The organism is Stenotrophomonas sp. STEN022 (assembly GCF_056760155.1).
Genome location: NZ_JBRREG010000050.1, coordinates 16310 through 32624 on the forward strand (window position 1 = coordinate 16310; position 16315 = coordinate 32624).

The window sequence follows — 16315 nt, forward strand, 5'->3', positions numbered from 1 at the left end:
ATGCATCAGCGCGCAGTTCTGGCGGGTGGATGCTTCTGGGGCATGCAAGATCTCATTCGCAAGCAGCCGGGCATCGTTTCGACGCGTGTCGGTTACACAGGTGGCGATGTTCCCAATGCCACGTACCGAAATCACGGCACGCACGCCGAGGGAATCGAGATCATATTCGACCCGGCGGTGACCAGTTACCGGAATATCCTGGAGTACTTCTTCCAGATCCATGATCCGACAACCAAGAACCGCCAGGGCAATGATCGTGGGCTCTCCTATCGGTCGGCCATCTACTATGTCGACGAGGAGCAGAAACGCGTTGTCGAGGACACAATCGCCGATGTAGATGCCTCCGGACTATGGGATGGCAAGGTGGTCACCGAAGTCGAGCCGGTGAGCGAATTCTGGGAGGCCGAACCGGAGCACCAGAACTATTTGGAGAATCGGCCGGGCGGCTATACGTGCCACTTTCCCCGTTCCAACTGGGTTCTTCCCAAGCGCTAAAACGGGGACCTTGTGCGGTCATCGGCCGGGGCTGAGGCAGAACCGTCTTCGCGGGTCGCGACCTGAGCCCCCGTCCTCCTCGCAGTCATCGATAACCGCGCCCTTCTTCGGCGCGGTTATCGAACCCAGTGCTGATAGGGTTGAGTTCTCCAGTCCCCAGCCATCGCATCACCAGGATCGCAGAACCATGTCAGATCTCTCGTCCTTTCCGGTCACGAAGCGCTGGCCGGCATCTCATCCCGAGCGCATCCAACTCTACGCATCTCCCACGCCCAATGGCGTCAAGGTCTCGATCATGCTGGAGGAGACCGGCTTGCCGTACGAGCCCCACTTGGTCGATATCTCCAAAAACGAGTCAAAAGATCCGGCGTTCGTGTCCTTGAATCCGAACGGCCGGATACCGGCAATCATCGACCCTGCAGGGCCAAGCGGGAGCCCGATTGCGGTTTGGGAATCCGGTGCCATCCTCATCTACCTGGCCGAGAAAACCGGCCAACTCATCCCAAATGCACCCGCCAAACGCTACGAAACTCTGACGTGGGTGTTCTTCCAGATGTCGGCCATCGGGCCGATGTTCGGCCAGCTAGGCTTCTTCCTGCGCTGGGGCGGAAAGGACTATGAAGATAAACGCCCACAACAGCGCTATATCGACGAATCCAAGCGACTCCTAGGGGTGCTTGATCGGCAGCTGGAAGGGCGCGAGTGGATCGTCGATGACTATTCGATCGCGGACATCGCGACGCTCGGCTGGGTAAACGCGCTGATCGAAACCTACGGTGCCGGCGACATCGTCGGGCTAAGCGAATACTCGAATATCCAAGCCTGGCTCGGTCGTGGGCTAGCTCGACCAGCTGTACAGCGGGGTCTGAAGATCCCTGCGAGGCCGGCATGAGCATCGTTGCCGCCTGCTATTACAACGAAGGTAAGCGAATCAGGGACGTCGCGCTCGACGAGCACGTCCAATGGGATAAGAGTCGATCGGACTTCTGTTGGATCGCGCTACACGACCCCACTGCCGAGGAGCTTCACGCGATACAAACGACCTATCAGCTCCATCCGGTGGCCATCGATAATGCGATGCACCCGCTGTGCCCGCCCAAGCTCGAGGTCTACAACGATGAGCTGTACGTCGTCGCCCAGACTGCCGAGCTGGTAGGCGACACGATTCGCTACGGGAAGATGGCAATCTTCACCGGCCACAATCATCTCATCACCGTAAGGCACGGCCACGCCGGAGAGCTAGGTACCCTTCGAAAGCAACTCGAGGCTTCGCCGGCGCTGTTGGGAAAGGGCGTCGACTACGTGTTGCACGCGATCCTGCACCGGATTGTCGACCAGTATCTGCCCATCTTTGAAATGATCGAAGATGACGTCCTGGCAATGGAAAGGCGGTCACTTGGCGACTTTCTCGGACGAGAAGACGTCGCCCGCATCTTTGCACTGAGATGCGAGCTCACCCACTTCCAGCGTACGCTCGGAGCGATGGCCGAGTTGGTCAGAAAGCTGGTTCGCGGGCACTTTCCCTGCATCAGCGCCGATGTGAGGCCGTACTTCAACGATGTCGCGGACCACGTTGATCGCGTGCAGACCATGGTTAACGGTCTGCTTCAGGTCCTGTCATCTGTCTTTGAGTTCAGCAGTCTTCTGGAAGCGCAAAGGATGGGTAGGATCACCCGCCAGCTCGCGGCTTGGGCGGCTGTACTGGCAGTTCCGGCGGCAATCGCTGGAATATATGGCATGAACTTCACGCACATGCCCGGCCTGAATGCGACCTACGGATTCTTCGTCGTGATCGGGCTCATGGCGACGTCCTGCCTCATCCTCTTCTTGCGCTTGAAGAAGGCAAAGTGGCTTTGAATTCTGTACCCAAACATCTCCGCCGTCCTCCGGCAGTCCACAGCACGCCCCGTGCGGGCGCACGCTCCATTCAACGCGAGATGAAGGCGCCTCAATGAACACCCAAGTGACCGATGTCATAAGCGCAGTGCAGTCGTACGTCGCCAAGGGATACGACCGCGAGTATCGTGTCAAGGATGGCCATCTCGTCGATCTCGAATTCGGATCGAAACTGGATGCTTGCTCTATGCGTGTGGACGCTGCGCTGCGCCTGGAGAGTGGCGACGATGCGGAGGATGCTTCAAACATCTACGCGATCACGGACCCAAAGACGGGGCACCGGGGACTCCTTATCGACGCATTCGATGTGTTCGACGAGATTTGCCATGCGGACTTTTCCGAGCAGCTTTTGGCACATCGAGAAACGGTGCCGACAGGGGACCGGGATGTGCCGAGCAAGCACGGTCTGCGCAAGGTCTACAAGCGCGAGTTTGAACAAGAACCCGAGCGTTATGTCCTTCGGGAAGGGTTCCCCGACTTTCCCGCATGTCCCTTCGGCGGTGCCTTCAGCATCCTCGGATTTGATACCGCAGAGCAAACCTATGTTTGGCTGGTCACAAGCATCATCCGAGACCCCAGGCTGATCCGAGCTCCTTATCAAGGAGAGGACTTTGTCAGCGATGAATAGCCGCGTGGGCGGGATGACAAAGCTCAATTACACGGCGGTCCCCGGCGGATCCTGACGGGCAGACGGCTCCAATAGCGATACAAGGCGAGGTGATTGTGAACTGGAACAAAGACCACATCAGAGAGACGATGCTGTCGTTGGAAACGGCGGCCTTGAAGAGCGCTCGCGACACGTATCTAGGCTACGTGTCGACTGCTCGGCTTGATCGAAGCGAGCCGATCGAGAATGACGAGCACGCTCAGGCGGAAATCGCGAGCGACCTCGCCGAAGGGCTTGATGACAAGCTCCATGACTATGCGGATAAAATTGAAAAGCTCGAAACAATCGATTTCGGGCCGAAGTCTACCGTCGTTGAGGGTGCCGTCGTTAAGTTGTCCGGCCGGTACTTTGTGGTTGCTGTGTCAACGAGCCAGTTCAACTGTCATGGGCAGGAGCTTATGGGCATCTCCACAATGGCGCCGATCTTCCAGGCCATTGAAGGCGCACGCGCGGGAGAGACCGTGCAGTTCAACGGCCGGAACATCACCGTAGAAAGTGTCGAGTAGATCTACTCCCGTTCTTCTGGCTGGCGCCTGCTCAAAGCGAGGCGAGCCCTCCCGCGAGACAGCCAGTTCAGGCCGGGGTTACACCCCGGCCTGACGGAATACAACGCGCTCGTCATTCTCGAGTAAGACGTGAGGCCTGGTACTCAGCGGCGCTGATGAACTGACCGAATGACTCGCACCAGATAACGACCGTGGTGTAGTCACGAACATCGGTGTCGGTCGGCACATCCACTAGGAAGCCGTTAAACGTCCTCACGTCTCCCACGCGGCGCGATACGTCTTTGACGCGGAGAAAGGCCGCCTCCGTGTCGACAAAGCGTGGGGCGAGATAGAGCTTGTAGTCGGGGCCTGGGGCCAAGTGCCCAAAGTGCGCAATGTGGTTGCGCGACACGCGCACCTCGCCCTCGCCCCAGTGGAGCCGATTGCTGCCTTTGAGATCTCGCACGAAGCGCCCTGCGTAGAGCGTTTCAGCAGCGACGCGATCAAGTGCCTCTGCATCCGGCGCCCCCGGTGCGGTCAGAATTGGCAGGGCATAGATGCCGGCGCCAAAACCTAGCGCGAGCACCGCCAGGTGGGTGGTGGCCAGAACGAGCCATCGCCACATTGACTAGGCCTGCTCCAGCGCCTTCACAAGCTGACCCACATCCAGGCGGAAGTCCGAGAGGATAATGCGTCCGCTCGCGTCGATGACCGTGAACCAGGGCGTTCCACGGGTTCGGTAGTCCTGCATGAACGTGGGAAGCGTCGAGCCGGCCGGGGGCTCGTCATGACCAAATGCGACAGGAAGTTCGTACTCGAGCTGGTTCGGTCGCAGTCTCTCGAAGGTGTTCTCGTGCGCACCTTCAAATACGGTTTGGATCACCGCGATGCCTACGCCCTGGTCGCTCAAGACAGCGTGCAGCGCTTGGAGCGTTGGGAAGCCATGAGAATGGCAACCGCCGCACCAGTCCTGAAATGCGAACAGGATCTTCGGTCCTGCGCCCAGGTCCGACAGCTTGAGAGGTGCGATCTTCTCTCCATTGGCGCCAATCCATCGCTGCACCCGAAGCTCAGGTGCCTGTCGTTCGGTCACGTTCATTGGATTCTCCACCCCTGATGTAGATGCCTGGTAAATGTCCCGAGCGAGCAGTCCCAGCCGATCGTTCGAAGGCCCCTGCGGTTTGTCTTCCGAACGCTTGATCCGCCAGCTCGGCACTCAAGCCGAGGCTTGCTCGGGATTCGTAAGAACCGCACCTGAGACTATGAAGGTAAGCCTGAAGTATTTGAAATAGCTTTGCGACATAGGCTCCATGCTTGGTTGGCGCAAGGCGATGGCGCAGATTGGCCAACGGCGCACCATCAAGGAATCCAGCTTTGCACCACGCGGCATTGCCCTAGCTACCACGGCGTGGCGGACCGTCAGGGGCTGTGCGGCAGTAGCGGTATTCGCCCGGGCCATACCGCCAAAGGAAAGGACGCTCTCGGCTGTTAACACGCTGTCCGGGGTTGGCCATAAATTCCTGCCTGGGCTATCGCAGATATAGCTCGTCGCTATTGGGCAATGGTGTCGGCCGGATGCTACCGTTTCCAGGTGATGCGCGTGCCTCGCCGCGTCGGGGGATGGTAGCTACTGATGTTTGGCATCCGCTATTCTGACCTTCACCCGGTTGCCCGTGCGGCAGCGACCTGTGCAAAGGGAATGCACAGTGGTTTGGGATGAAACCGGTTCCTTTCTGTCGTGACACGTAAGGGGATTCGCCATGGTCACCAGAGGATTCACTGGCCGCGGTTCGGGCAGCAATCAAGCGGATCGGGTTCCGCCTGGGCAGCATCTCGAGGCGGGCTTTCCGGTCCTGTCGGCCGGACCCACGCCGCTCGTGGATACCGCCGATTGGAAATTCACGGTCAAGATCGGCCCGAAGCCCGCCAAGGTGTGGAACTGGAGCCAGTTCAATGCCCTGCCCAAGACCAAGGTGACCCGGGACATCCACTGCGTCACGTCCTGGTCCAAGCTCGATACTGTGTGGGAAGGCGTGCTGATCGAGGACATTCTTGCGGACGCCGGCCTTGAGCGGCCCACGGACTTCGTACTGGCGCACTGCTACGACGGGTACTCGACAAATGTTCCGTTGGCGGATCTGCTTTCCGGAAAGGCGATGGTCGCGCTCAGCTACGCCGGGAAGCCACTTCCACGCGACCATGGGGGGCCTGCGCGGCTTCTGGTACCGCACCTTTACTTCTGGAAATCAGCCAAGTGGGTGAATGCGCTGCAGTTCACAACGCGTGACGAGGCCGGTTTTTGGGAACTGCGCGGCTATCACATCTACGGCGATCCGTGGCGCGAGCAACGCTACAAAAATGACTGACTACGGCGACCAGCGCGTATCGTGGCAGTCCTGCGTGATCCTAGGGATCGTGCAGCGAACGCCGACCATCAAGAGCTTCTTCCTTCGGCTGAGCAGAACGTTTGTGCACATCGCAGGGCAGCACGTCGACGTCAAGCTGACCGCGCCCGATGGCTACAGCGCAATGCGTAGCTACTCGATCGCGTCAGCTGCAAACGCAAGCTCGATCATAGAAATCGCTATTGAGCTGTTGCCCGATGGTGAGGTGTCGTCCTTCTTCCACGACGTCGCAGCCGTCGGAGACGAAATAGAGCTTCGTGGTCCGCTGGGAGGCCATTTCCTGTGGCCAGAGCCTGCCGCAGACGCCGTGCTGCTGATCGGGGCAGGATCTGGCCTCGTGCCGTTGATGGCGATGATTCGTCAGCGCCACGCACTTGCGCAAACGGTGCCGACAGCGTTGCTCCTCTCCGCACGAACCGCAAAGGACGTTCTCTTCTCGGAAGAGCTTCATTCGATCGAATCCAGCGATCCGGCCTTCCTCATGGCATTGGCAATCACGCGGGAGCGGCCGGCTCGCGGCTCGGACTATGGGCGACGGGTCGACGGCGCCATGGTCCAAGAGACCCTGGCTCGGCTCGACCGAATGCCTACACACGTATTCGTCTGTGGATCCAACGGCTTCGTCAATATCGCGACGGATGCGGTTCTGCTGGCAGGCGTGGATGCCTCCAGTGTCCGAACCGAGCGTTACGGCGGCTAGTGGGAGGGATCAAATTCAGGCCCTCTGGATCGGGATGTTCAGCCCAGGATTCAGTCTGAAAAGTTCTTGCTGATGGCAGAGGCAGCTTTCGGTTCCGTTTTGAAGAGGCTCAAACAGATTCTGCGGTGCGGGCAAACAGGGCTCAGCTAAACAATCCCTGGACCCGTTGTACGCGCGTTAGCGCTTCGTAGGTATTCAGTGGCACCTGATACATCCATACCCCTCCGCAAGTTCAAGAAGGTAGGAGACCCACATGACTCGTTTTGCCGGACCTGTTTACGTAGCCGCTGGCCTTCGAACCCCTTTCGGACGAGGTGGAGGCCCGTTGTCGGCCTATGACGCCGTGTCCCTGTCGGTCCCTGTTGTAAAGGCGATGGCGGCCCAGGCGGAGCCAGATCTGCTCGTCTGGGGAACCGTGATTCCCAACATGGGCTGGAGCAACATCGCCCGCGAGACCTGGCTTGACGCCAAGCTCAGTCCCACGGTGCCGGCGTTCTCGGTCGTCCTGGCCTGCTCTACCAGCATGACGGCCACCTTCGCGGCGGCGGGGATGCTGGGCGGGGGAACGGAACTCACGATGGTTGGCGGGTCCGAAGTCATGAGCCGTCCTCAGATCGCATTAACGGCTGATGCATCCAAGAGACTCACGGACCTATTTGCGAGCGATCCCGCGGCGGCACTTGGCGCCCTCCAGGCTCTTACCCCCCGTGACTACCTGCTGCCCACAAAGGGCTGGGCCAACCGGATCACCGGCCGAACCATGGGCGACCATATGGAGGAGACAGCCAAGGCCTGGCAGGTCACGCGCGAGGCGCAGGACGACTGGGCGCTCAAGAGTCACCAGCGCGCCGTGGCGGGATGGGAGCGTGGCTTCTTCGACGATCTCGTGATCCCGCTGCCGGAGCTGGCGCGCGATGCGAATCCCCGGGCTGATACGTCGCCCGAACGGCTTGCCGCACTCAAGCCGGTCTTTGATCGCGACAGTGGAAAGGGGAGCCTGACGGCGGGCAACAGCTCCCCGATCACCGATGGCGCTGCCGGCTGCTGGGTCGCCACCAAGGCCGGACTGGCCCGACTCCCCACGGGCACGCCCTACGCGCGGCTCGTGGACTACGAGGTGTCTGCGGTGGATTTCCATACCGAAGGTCTGCTCATGGCGCCGGCGTATGGGATCCCTCGCCTGCTCGCCCGGAATCGACTGAGCTTCGCCGACATCGGGCTCTGGGAGATCCACGAGGCCTTCGCGTCCCAGGTCCTAGCGAACGTGGCGGCTATATCCGACCCGGAGTGGGTGCGCACAAAGGCCGGCGTCCAGGCGGCAATGGGCGATTTCAATTGGGACCGTGTCAATCCCAACGGAGGCTCGGTCGCCATTGGGCATCCGTTTGGCGCGACCGGCGCGCGTGACCTGAGCCAGGCGGTGAAGGAGCTCTGGGCCATGCCTCCTGGCTCGCGCGCGATCGTCAGCATTTGCGCCGATGGCGGTCAAGGCACGGTTGCACTCCTCGAGCGCCCATGGATGGGAGATCAGTAAATTGACCACGCCAGCATGCTGACGACCGCCGATGTGCTGGCGGATAGCCCAAAGTGGTCCAACGGCTGAAGTGACATGCGAACGACCCGCTAGCGGCATCCCGGAGTGACTTTGGGTCTGCGAACTGTGAGATGCCGTACGACGACGCCACGGCAGGTCTATGACTAACCCCCGGGTCTGGGCGCGACAGGCTCTGCCTCGACTATCGACTAAGGGAAACGTACCGTGAAACCAGACGTTCTCGTGTACACCAAGAGCTGGTGCCCGTACTGCCGACGGGCTATGGAGCTGCTCAAGGAGAAAGGCGTGCAATGGAAATCGATCGATATCGGGTCGGATCCAGCCCGCCGGCAGGCCATGGTCGAAGCATCGGGCCGAGGCACCGTGCCGCAGATCTTCATCAACGGCACTCATGTCGGTGGCTGCGACGACCTATTTGATCTTGATGCCGCGGGCGGACTTGACGAGCTCCTCGCGCGGCCGCCACCTCAAGACTAAGCTACTGCAGTCCGGGCCAAGTAGTTCGCCGACACCGATTCGGCTGTCCGCGGTGATGAGATAGTCCGACGGGATGGGAAGTCTGGCAGCAAGGCAAGACTGCAATGGGCTTCGCGCCTGCCTCTCGGCTGGAGGGCTGCCCCCGGTTTAATCTGCTACGGCTGCCACGAGTTCCCAGAAGCCATGTGCGTTCTGACGATCAACACGAGTGAGCTGAGATGGAGCACGCCGAGTTCGATGCCGCCTTCAAAGCGATGCCGGAGGGATACGCCGAGGGCGCGTACGAAGGCCGCCGTTTCGGCGTGACCGTTAAGCGATCCGAGGATGGTCGTCGCAACAGCCTCTTTGCAAGGGAGTTGGCGGGGACAGACATTGTCAGCTTCAATCTCTATCGGGTTGCGTCAGATCAGACGTCACTAAAGCCCTGCGAAATGTCCACGCAAAAGGTCGTGGCATTCGTGCTGGGGTTTCGTCCTGACCCCTGACGGGCGATAGGACGCCTAGGCCAACGGGTCGGCATGAAGATGCCAGCGCACCACGGCGGCGCGTACCGCCAGGGGTATAGAAGGCATAGACGTTGGTTATTGGACTTCGGATGGATATGAATCCATCGTCTAAACGTTGCTGTCGCTGGGCGGAGCGTCGCGTTCTGCCCCTGCAAGCCATAGTTCAGAAGGAATAAGCGATGACGCCCAGGCGTCCTGCCACCGGTCCGAGCAATGATCTGCGCAAAGCCACGCGTCGAATTGAACCGAGGCATGGACTGTGACCATCGCAAAGGCTGGCTTTGGCGGGGGATGCCATTGGTGCACGGAAGGCGTGTTCCAATCATTGCGCGGCGTCACTCAGGTTGACCAGGGATTTGTCCAGTCAGACGCGCCTGCAGATACGTGGGCAGAGGGCGTGATCGTCACCTTTGATTCGACAGTCATTCAGTTGGAAACGCTTTCCGAGGTGCACCTCAGAACGCACTCCGCGACGAGAGCGCGCTCCCCTCGAGGCAAGTACCGCAGCGCGATCTACCTCTTTGACGATCATCAGCGGCTTGAGGCCGAGCGAGCTATTTCCAGTTTCGCCGAACAGTCAGGCAAGCCGGTGCATACCCTCGTCATTCCTTTCAGGAGCTTCAAGGCGTCGGACGAGCGTTTCCAAAACTACTATCGAACCGATCCAAGCAGACCCTTCTGCCGCCTCTACATCGATCCCAAGCTAGATCTAATCCGACAACACTTTTCGGATCTGGCACTCCCTGGAGCGACCGCGCCGCAGGTCATTGAAGGTGGCGATCGCGAGTAGGTCCAAAGCGGGTATTTGGTGCCCGACAGGCAATTGGCTTAAAGCACAACCTAGGGAATCAACATGATTGCTTCAAAAATCACCACAGTTCTTACTCTTGCAATCGCACCTTCATCAAGCTGGAGAAACTCATGAAAGCAGTCGGTTACAAGGTTCCGGGACCCATCGCCGAGAATGCCTCGCTGGTCGATATCGACTTGCCTCGGCCTGTCGCTGCGGGACACGACATCCTGGTTGAGGTGATGGCCGTCTCCGTCAACCCGGTTGACTACAAGGTTCGCGGCAGCTCACCGCCCGCGGATGGTGATTGGAAAGTGCTTGGATGGGATGCCGCCGGGATTGTGCGCGAGGTCGGCTCGGACGTGACGCAGTTCAAGGCCGGCGACGAGGTCTATTACGCCGGATCGATCACGCGCAGCGGCACCAACGCGCAGTTCCATCTCGTCGACGCCCGGATTGTCGGTAAAAAGCCCACGTCGCTGGACTGGGCAGAAGCGGCGGCGCTGCCGTTGACGACGTTGACGGCATGGGAGGCAATGTTCGATCGCCTGGATGTGCCGAAACCCGTTCCGGGTGCCGCCGCCGCGATCCTCATCATTGGCGGCGCCGGCGGCGTCGGGTCGATCGCCATCCAGATCGCTCGTCAACGCACGGACCTCACGGTCATCGCCACCGCCTCTCGGCCGGACACCCAGGCGTGGGTGAAGGGGCTCGGGGCACATCACGTCATCGACCATTCCCGACCCCTCGCGGCCCAGATTTCCGAGCTCGGCATTGGCGCCCCCGCTTTCGTCTTCTCGACGACGCATACCGAGAAGCATGCCGCCGACATCGCCGAACTGATCGCCCCGCAAGGACGATTCGCACTGATCGACGACCCCAAGGTATTCGACATCATGTTGTTCAAGCGCAAGGCGGTATCGATTCACCACGAGTTGATGTTCACAAGGTCGATCTATGGCACGCCCGACATGAGTGAGCAGGGAAAGATCCTCGATGCGATGGCCGTGCTGGTGGATGACGGCAAGATCCGAACGACGCTGACCCGGAAACTGTCGCCGATCAATGCCGCCAACCTGAAGACAGTTCACGCACTCATCGAAAGTAGTACGTCAATTGGCAAGGTCGTCCTCGAAGGCTTCTGACGACTACCCCCAAATATCCTTCCAACCCAAATAGAGCCGGCCGGATCTTGCGTCGGCTAAGGAAACGTGATGACCAAGTCCATTGCTACCGCATCGATCAACCGCGAAACCGCCGTCGCGCTCATTGCCGCGGCGCTCGCCGCGGCACGCTCAATAGGTATCCCAGCTGCCGTTGCCGTCGTCGACGCCACCGGCAACCTGCGCGCGTTCGAGCGCACCGACGACGCACCTTTCCTCACCGTTGATGTTGCCATCGACAAGGCCTGGAGTTCTGCCTCGTTCGGCTACCCGACCCATGTCTGGAACGACTACGTGACCAAGGATCCCAAGGTGGCGCCGCTGGCCTATCGACCCCGGATGGTCGCTGTCGGCGGCGGCTATCCGATTCTGGAGGACGGGAAATTGATCGGCGGGATCGGAATCTCCGGAGGCAACTATCAACAGGATCAGGATGCGTGCGTCGAGGCCCTCAAGAAAATCGGGTTCCAGGTACCCGCCTAATGACTGTGAGGCCATCGCCGGTGGCGATGGCCGGCAGATCCGACCTTCAAAGTACCGGGGTCATGGCTCGCCATGCGGCTACGGCCGCCCTTGAAATGGCTATGTCTCGCTCTTCGCAATCGATCTTCAACGTGGATGATGGTTCGCTGGCACCCGGGCAAAGCCCGGGATCGTCTGTGGGAGCGTAGGTCGTTGCGAAGGCCTCCCGACCGCCCCGTCGACGCGACGCCGCGAGCAAGTCGCTTGCCCTTGGCGGACACGGTTCGTGTTCAAGAAGACGCCCTGCGTACGGCTGCGTTCGTCGAGGTCTTCGTCAATCCGGTGAGGGGTCAGATTCTCATGTTCGCAGCCCAGCACCCTGGCCTGACGATCTCGGATTTGGCCTCCCTGACCGGGGTAAGTCTGTCGACTGCTTCGCTGTACGTGACCCAGCTTCGCGCAAGCCACTGGCTGACCGTGGATGTGCTTGGTCGCGAGAAGCGCGTTCGCGTTGCCCTGGAACATCGGCAAAAGTCCATCACGGTCCTACGGCAGATGGCGACTCGGTTCGCGTCTGAGGGTTAGCACCGGTGTCCCGAAGCGCGATCGTTCAAATGAAGGAGCTGCCTGAAGGCGACGCTACCTATGAGCTGCGCTGGATAGGCGCGCTGCAACTGGCTGACTCCCGTCAACGGCCCCTTGAGATCCATGCGCTGCTGGCGGCGGAGTCGGGTCAGAGGGTGAGACTTTGGCTGCCGCTGGACCGCATGCCCCTCCTGATGCTCGGTTCGCGGTGGCATCGCAAGGCCGCTGTGGCCGCGGCCGACGCGCCTCGGGATATCGAGCCTCTCTTGTCGATGGGCGCCACCTGGGTCTGCCCTGACTCGGCTGGCGACGTCGTGCCGGAGGACTGGCTTGGCGGGCGATTTCCCCACCCGTCCGGTGGCTGGCAGTTCTGGGCTGCGGACGGAGCGCAATACGTTCTCCCCGTCAGCGAGCTCATTCGCACGCACTACGTCTTCGACCCTCGATTGCTGCCCAGCATTCTGGGTGGGGTGAGCGAGAGCATGGCCCTGACGGGTCGCTCGCGCCAAGCCTGGCATCCCGATCAGTGCCGGTGGATGGATGGGCCGGGCGGCACCGCCCAGTTCCGGATCTCGCGCTTCATGAGCAATGAAGGCGCCTTTCGGCTGGCCAGACTATGGTTCTCAGAGCCTGGACGGCGCGGGCTCTCCTTGCTGTTCCACGCCTTCCGCCGATTGCGCGTCACCGGTTCGTCGCCCGCACCTGGCTCCCAGCGTACCGGCCTACCCCGGGTGGAGATTCCGTACGCCGGGACCGCGAAGTGGAAGGTGAGTACCCGCGAGCTGCCGGGTGCCCCGGGAGGGCCACGGCGCTACCTCATCGTCGCGTTGACCCAGCACAGCGCCCAGCCGCCCTGGCGGGAGCTGGTAATTGACGATGGCATTGTGCGCCGCAAGCCGGCAGGCACCGAGGACCCGGGCGCGGCCGTCTCCCCGCCTTCGTCCGGCGTCCCCTTTCGGCTCGAGCCGATTCCCAAGCCGAACGTGACGGTCGCGACCTCAGCCACCGATGGCCGCTACAACCCGCTGCGCGCCAGAGATGTCCAAACCCTCGATCTGGAGGCCGATGCCTTCCGGTCCACCCGCAAGACAGCCAGCGAGGTCGGCCCGGGTGCCGCCGACCCGCGACGGCCCGGGTTCCGGCCGGTCGACAGTGGCGGGACCGATGTTCCCGGCAGCCACGCGGCCAACATTCCCGTGGTCCTTCCCGAAAATCAGATGTCTCCCATACCCGGGGACTACGCCGTGCCGTTCGGCCGCGATCTTCGCCCCGTCTTCGAAAAGGTCCTGACACGCCTGCAGGACACGGTCGATCCCAGCTGCGTGGGGCGCTTTCTCCCCTCCCGGGAGAAAGCCCATCGTTTTGAACTCAAGGCCACCACCGCCAAGACGCCCGTACGGCCCAGCGAGCCAGCACCTCAAAGCCCACCGTGCGCATGGTGCGCAGGTGCACAATCGGTTGGAATGCCGGCTGGATGTGCTCAAAGCACACAGCTTCGGCGATACCCTCAATGACCGCACGGCGAATCACGGCGCCGCCCTCCGTTCGACCGCAGGTGTCGAGTGTAAGGCGCTGCGCCGGCAGATGGGCAAGTGGGCGCCTATCCGGGCGGTGACGAGTCGCGTTTGGCCAACATGGGCACCGCTCATCGGCTCCTGCCCGGGCTCTTTCGGGTTGGCCTCACGCCGCACGCCGCGTCGCAGAAGGTGATCGCGCCGGATCCTTGAGCTGGCTATCGGCAACGAACCGCGCCACGGTGTCAGCTAACGTGCGCGCTTGTTCGTCCAACTGGTTGGACGCGGCCGCCACCTCCTCGACCAAGGACGCGTTCTGCTGAGTCGCCTGGTCGATGGTGCGGATGGCGCTGTTGACCTGGGTGATGCTGTCGCTCTGGTCGAGCGAGGACTGGCTGATCTTGCCGGCGATCAAGGTCAGGCGGGCAATGACCTCTTGGATGTCATTCATGGCGGTACCTGCATCACCAACCGTCGCGGCGCCTTGGCGCACCCGCTCACTGGAGGCAGCGATGAGCGATTTGACGTCCTTGGCAGCCTCGGCCGAGCGCTGGGCCAGGCTACGCACCTCCTGAGCCACCACAGCAAACCCCTTGCCCTGCTCGCCGGCGCGGGCCGCTTCCACGGCTGCATTCAAGGCCAGGATGTTGGTCTGGAAGGCAATGCCGTCTATGACGCCCACGATATCGATGATGTGTTTGCTGGACTCGCTGATCTCATGCATGGTCTGCACCACGCGGCCGACTGCCAGATGCCCTTGCTTAGCCACCTCAGCGGCCGACTCGGTCAGTGTGCTGGCCTGGCGGGCGCTATCAGCGTTCTGGACGACAGCGTCGGTGACCTGGTTGATGGTGGCTGCCGTCTCCTCCAGGCTCGCCGCCTGGGACTCGGTGCGCACCGACAGATCCTGGTTGCCCGCGGAGATTTCGCGCGCGGCGCTGCTGATGCCCTGCGTCAACTCGTTGACCTGGGTGACCAGTGCCCTCATCGCATTGGCCAATTGCACCTGCTGGGTGACATCGGTGGCGTACTTGACTACTTTGTACGGTCTGCCGCTGGCATCGAGGATGGGGTTGTAGCTGGCCTGCAGCCAGATCTCTCGCCCGCCTTTGCCTACGCGCTTGTATTGACCCGCATCTGCCTGCCCCTGTGCCAATCGCTGCCAGAACTGACGGTACTCGGTACCTGCCGCCTCCTGGCCTGCCACGAACATGCGATGGTGCTGGCCTTTGAGTTCTTCGGCGCCGTATCCGACCACGGCCAGGAAATTCGGATTGGCCGTGATGATGTGACCGGCAAGATCGAACTCAATGACGGCCTGTACCTTGTCGATGGCGACCAGTTGCCCCTGGAAGTCGGCGTTGCGGGTACGCTGCTCAGTAATGTCGGTGGCGTACTTGACCACCTTGACGATACGGCCGGCCGCGTCCAACACCGGGTTGTAACTGGCCTCAATCCAGACATCACGGCCCGATTTATGGCGCCGGCAGAACTGCCCTTTCTCGATGTGTCCTTGACGCAGGCGTTCCCAGAACTGTTGGTAAGCCGGCATCCGGGATTCATCGGCGGGCATGAGCAAGGCATGGCGTTGGCCGAGCAGGTCCTGCTCCGGGTAACCGAAGGTATCCAGGAAGTTCTGGTTGGCTCCCAGGATCTGGGCATCCAGGTCGAACTCGATCACAGCCATGGCGCGGTCTATCGCCTGCAAGCGGCCTGCGTTGTCCGCTTCCTGGCTGCGCTGGGCGGTGATGTCGGTGGCGAACTTGACGATCTTCGTCACGCGTCCGGCACCGTCCAGAACCGGGGCATAGGTGGCCTGCAGCCAGATCTGCTGCCCGGCGCGGTTCACCCGCGGAAACTGCCCGCTGTGATGCTCACCCTGGCGCAAACGCTGCCAGAACGCGGCATAGGCCGGCGCATCACGGTCCTGCTGCGACAGGAACTGGTGATGGTGCTTGCCCTGCAACTCGGCCCGCGAGTAGCCCATCAAGGACAGGAACTGGGGATTGGCCGTCAGCACCGCGCCATCCAAGGCGAACTCGATGACCGCTTGCGCGCGGGTCACCGCGGCCCACTCGGGGGCACAAGGGCGCAGCCAGCGGGACAGGCGAGAAAACAGGGGCGCGGTATCAGCCATGGGAGCCTCAGCATCGGAAGGCGCGCGGTGGGCGCGTCCTACCATATCGGCGCTCGCCCGCCAGGATTTAGCCCGAAGTGGCCCCAAGCTGTTGAAACGTAACGTTGGTTACGCCGAACGCTACCCCAGGGCCGACGCCGCCATTTGACAGCGCCGGCCGCCTGCTGGAGGGTGCATTCCGTACGCTAGGTTCCGGGGGGATCCTATGGCAAGTGGAAGCCGACAAAAGCTCGGACCGGGCTATGTTTGGGTGGAGCATCAGCAAGGTCGTGTTCTGGAACTGCATGGGGTGCCTCTGGCCAGCCTCCAGCCCGTGCGACGTCCCCCCGCTTTCAGTAGCGGGGCGATTTAGAGTCCGGGGTTGATGTGACCCACCCCCAATTACCGGTGCATTTCAAAGTAGAAAATCCGGCATTCTACGACTCTAGGGAATTCGCTTGGGTCCCGTGTTTCAGGGCAAATTCCTCAGGGGTTTTCC

At 61.3% G+C, this 16315-nt stretch carries 17 protein-coding genes; 14 read left to right on the top strand and 3 right to left on the bottom strand.

The annotated features are described in order from the left end of the window. The 5 genes from msrA to ACVOMF_RS11895 all read left to right on the top strand — a co-directional run bounded on the left by msrA (nt 1) and on the right by ACVOMF_RS11895 (nt 3564). Nucleotides 1–495: a peptide-methionine (S)-S-oxide reductase MsrA gene (gene msrA, locus ACVOMF_RS11875; protein WP_028876941.1), complete on the top strand. Its 495-nt coding sequence runs from the start codon at nt 1–3 to the stop codon at nt 493–495. 187 nt (nt 496–682) lie between these two features. Beyond that, nucleotides 683–1387: a glutathione S-transferase N-terminal domain-containing protein gene (locus ACVOMF_RS11880; RefSeq protein ID WP_054662466.1), complete on the top strand. Its 705-nt coding sequence runs from the start codon at nt 683–685 to the stop codon at nt 1385–1387. Beyond that, on the top strand, nt 1384–2352 hold the full coding sequence (locus tag ACVOMF_RS11885) for a magnesium and cobalt transport protein CorA (RefSeq protein WP_279704285.1): 969 nt from the start codon (nt 1384–1386) through the stop codon (nt 2350–2352). The genes ACVOMF_RS11880 and ACVOMF_RS11885 overlap by 4 nt, the downstream gene beginning before the upstream one ends. 94 nt (nt 2353–2446) lie before the next feature. After that, the gene (locus ACVOMF_RS11890; RefSeq protein ID WP_054662472.1) at nt 2447–3019 is read left to right on the top strand and encodes a hypothetical protein; all 573 of its coding nucleotides are present in this window, start codon (nt 2447–2449) and stop codon (nt 3017–3019) included. Between the two features lie 95 nt (nt 3020–3114). Next, nucleotides 3115–3564 (top strand): hypothetical protein, encoded by a 450-nt coding sequence (locus ACVOMF_RS11895; RefSeq protein WP_200909198.1) that lies wholly within the window; start codon nt 3115–3117, stop codon nt 3562–3564. A 112-nt stretch (nt 3565–3676) separates the two neighbouring features. On the opposite strand, the gene ACVOMF_RS11900 is transcribed toward ACVOMF_RS11895, so the two are convergent. Next, complete coding sequence (locus ACVOMF_RS11900; protein ID WP_481509473.1) at nt 3677–4168, bottom strand: DM13 domain-containing protein; 492 nt, start codon at nt 4166–4168, stop codon at nt 3677–3679. A 3-nt stretch (nt 4169–4171) separates the two neighbouring features. Continuing rightward, complete coding sequence (locus ACVOMF_RS11905) at nt 4172–4642, bottom strand: peroxiredoxin family protein (protein ID WP_481509474.1); 471 nt, start codon at nt 4640–4642, stop codon at nt 4172–4174. 661 nt (nt 4643–5303) lie between these two features. Between ACVOMF_RS11905 and ACVOMF_RS11910 the strand changes: the two genes are divergently transcribed. From ACVOMF_RS11910 to ACVOMF_RS11950, 9 genes are all read left to right on the top strand, one after another. Beyond that, entirely contained in the window at nt 5304–5909 is a 606-nt protein-coding gene (locus ACVOMF_RS11910) for a sulfite oxidase-like oxidoreductase (RefSeq protein ID WP_481509475.1), read from the top strand. Continuing rightward, nucleotides 5902–6648, top strand: coding sequence for a ferredoxin reductase (locus ACVOMF_RS11915; RefSeq protein WP_481509476.1), 747 nt, complete (start codon nt 5902–5904; stop codon nt 6646–6648). The genes ACVOMF_RS11910 and ACVOMF_RS11915 overlap by 8 nt, the downstream gene beginning before the upstream one ends. Before the next feature lie 253 nt (nt 6649–6901). Further along, the gene (locus tag ACVOMF_RS11920; protein WP_481509477.1) at nt 6902–8182 is read left to right on the top strand and encodes a thiolase family protein; all 1281 of its coding nucleotides are present in this window, start codon (nt 6902–6904) and stop codon (nt 8180–8182) included. Nucleotides 8183–8407: 225 nt separating this feature from the next. Next, the gene (grxC, locus tag ACVOMF_RS11925; RefSeq protein WP_279704292.1) at nt 8408–8680 is read left to right on the top strand and encodes a glutaredoxin 3; all 273 of its coding nucleotides are present in this window, start codon (nt 8408–8410) and stop codon (nt 8678–8680) included. 218 nt (nt 8681–8898) lie between these two features. After that, nucleotides 8899–9165, top strand: a complete 267-nt coding sequence (locus ACVOMF_RS11930) for a hypothetical protein (RefSeq protein ID WP_054662490.1) — start codon at nt 8899–8901, stop codon at nt 9163–9165. Nucleotides 9166–9445: 280 nt separating this feature from the next. Beyond that, nucleotides 9446–9976, top strand: coding sequence for a peptide-methionine (S)-S-oxide reductase (locus ACVOMF_RS11935; protein ID WP_481509478.1), 531 nt, complete (start codon nt 9446–9448; stop codon nt 9974–9976). A 131-nt stretch (nt 9977–10107) separates the two neighbouring features. Beyond that, nucleotides 10108–11121 (top strand): zinc-binding alcohol dehydrogenase family protein, encoded by a 1014-nt coding sequence (locus ACVOMF_RS11940; protein WP_481509479.1) that lies wholly within the window; start codon nt 10108–10110, stop codon nt 11119–11121. 69 nt (nt 11122–11190) lie between these two features. Further along, on the top strand, nt 11191–11622 hold the full coding sequence (locus ACVOMF_RS11945) for a GlcG/HbpS family heme-binding protein (protein ID WP_005411406.1): 432 nt from the start codon (nt 11191–11193) through the stop codon (nt 11620–11622). Nucleotides 11623–12215: 593 nt separating this feature from the next. Next, nucleotides 12216–13700, top strand: a complete 1485-nt coding sequence (locus tag ACVOMF_RS11950; RefSeq protein ID WP_481509480.1) for a hypothetical protein — start codon at nt 12216–12218, stop codon at nt 13698–13700. 166 nt (nt 13701–13866) lie between these two features. On the opposite strand, the gene ACVOMF_RS11955 is transcribed toward ACVOMF_RS11950, so the two are convergent. After that, nucleotides 13867–15765, bottom strand: a complete 1899-nt coding sequence (locus tag ACVOMF_RS11955) for a methyl-accepting chemotaxis protein (protein ID WP_481509481.1) — start codon at nt 15763–15765, stop codon at nt 13867–13869. Between the last annotated feature and the right edge of the window lie 550 nt (nt 15766–16315).